The organism is Haloferax sp. Atlit-10N, from assembly GCF_003586325.1.
GTDB classification, from domain to species: domain Archaea; phylum Halobacteriota; class Halobacteria; order Halobacteriales; family Haloferacaceae; genus Haloferax; species Haloferax prahovense.
This window is the reverse complement of the sequence record NZ_PSYX01000082.1, coordinates 1-652: the sequence shown is the minus strand read 5'-3', so window position 1 is coordinate 652 and position 652 is coordinate 1. Positions and strand designations below refer to the sequence as shown.

The window sequence follows — 652 nt, the reverse complement described above, 5'->3', positions numbered from 1 at the left end:
AGGAAATCGACCCGGCGGCATCCAACGTGATGCTGTACCGGAGCGCTCTCTAAGGAGTCCCACCATGGGAATTTTATCGAAGCTCACGACCGACGAGCGCCGCGAGACGCCGCACATCCAAGACGAGGTCCCGGCCGACACCACCGGCCACGAGGTCGCGTGGGTTGCGCCCGCAGACTGCACCGTCGAGCAACTGTCGCTGTGGGCGGTCCCCGGTTCGGAGGACGCCCTGCAGTTGCGGCCGGTGATTCGGCGCATCCGGGGTGACCCGGACAATACGGAGTCTGCCGAGGATACCGACATTACGAGCTACGGCGACGGCGAGCAGTTCGTGACCGGTGAGCCAGACGGCGACCGCTACCACGTCAACGCGGAGATGCGCAAGGGAGACCGAGTCGTCATCATCGCCGGCAACGAGAGCACCGACTACGCCTACCGATTCAGAGCGTTGCCCACCGTCGACTACCTCGGTGGGATTCGACGCGTCATTGGGGGGGTGTTCTAATTGGTGGGTCGGTCACCATGGTCAACCCCAGCAAACCGTGGGAGAGACAACACGCTCACCGTCCAGAACCGTCCAGAACTGACGAGTCAAGCAATCACCGATGCTACCGAGGTCCCCGCCGGAAGTGTCGTCTCAATGGACTTCTAC

1 protein-coding gene is annotated in these 652 nt (G+C 62.9%); it reads left to right on the top strand.

The annotated features are described in order from the left end of the window. Positions 1 to 64 precede the first annotated feature (64 nt). Complete coding sequence (locus C5B91_RS21270) at positions 65 to 505, top strand: hypothetical protein (protein WP_119713031.1); 441 nt, start codon at positions 65 to 67, stop codon at positions 503 to 505. The last annotated feature ends 147 nt before the right edge of the window (positions 506 to 652 follow it).

Bases quoted from the DNA above. Each gene is read 5' to 3' on its own strand.
- C5B91_RS21270 (WP_119713031.1), top strand. From the start codon at position 65: ATGGGAATTTTATCGAAGCTCACGACCGACGAGCGCCGCGAGACGCCG.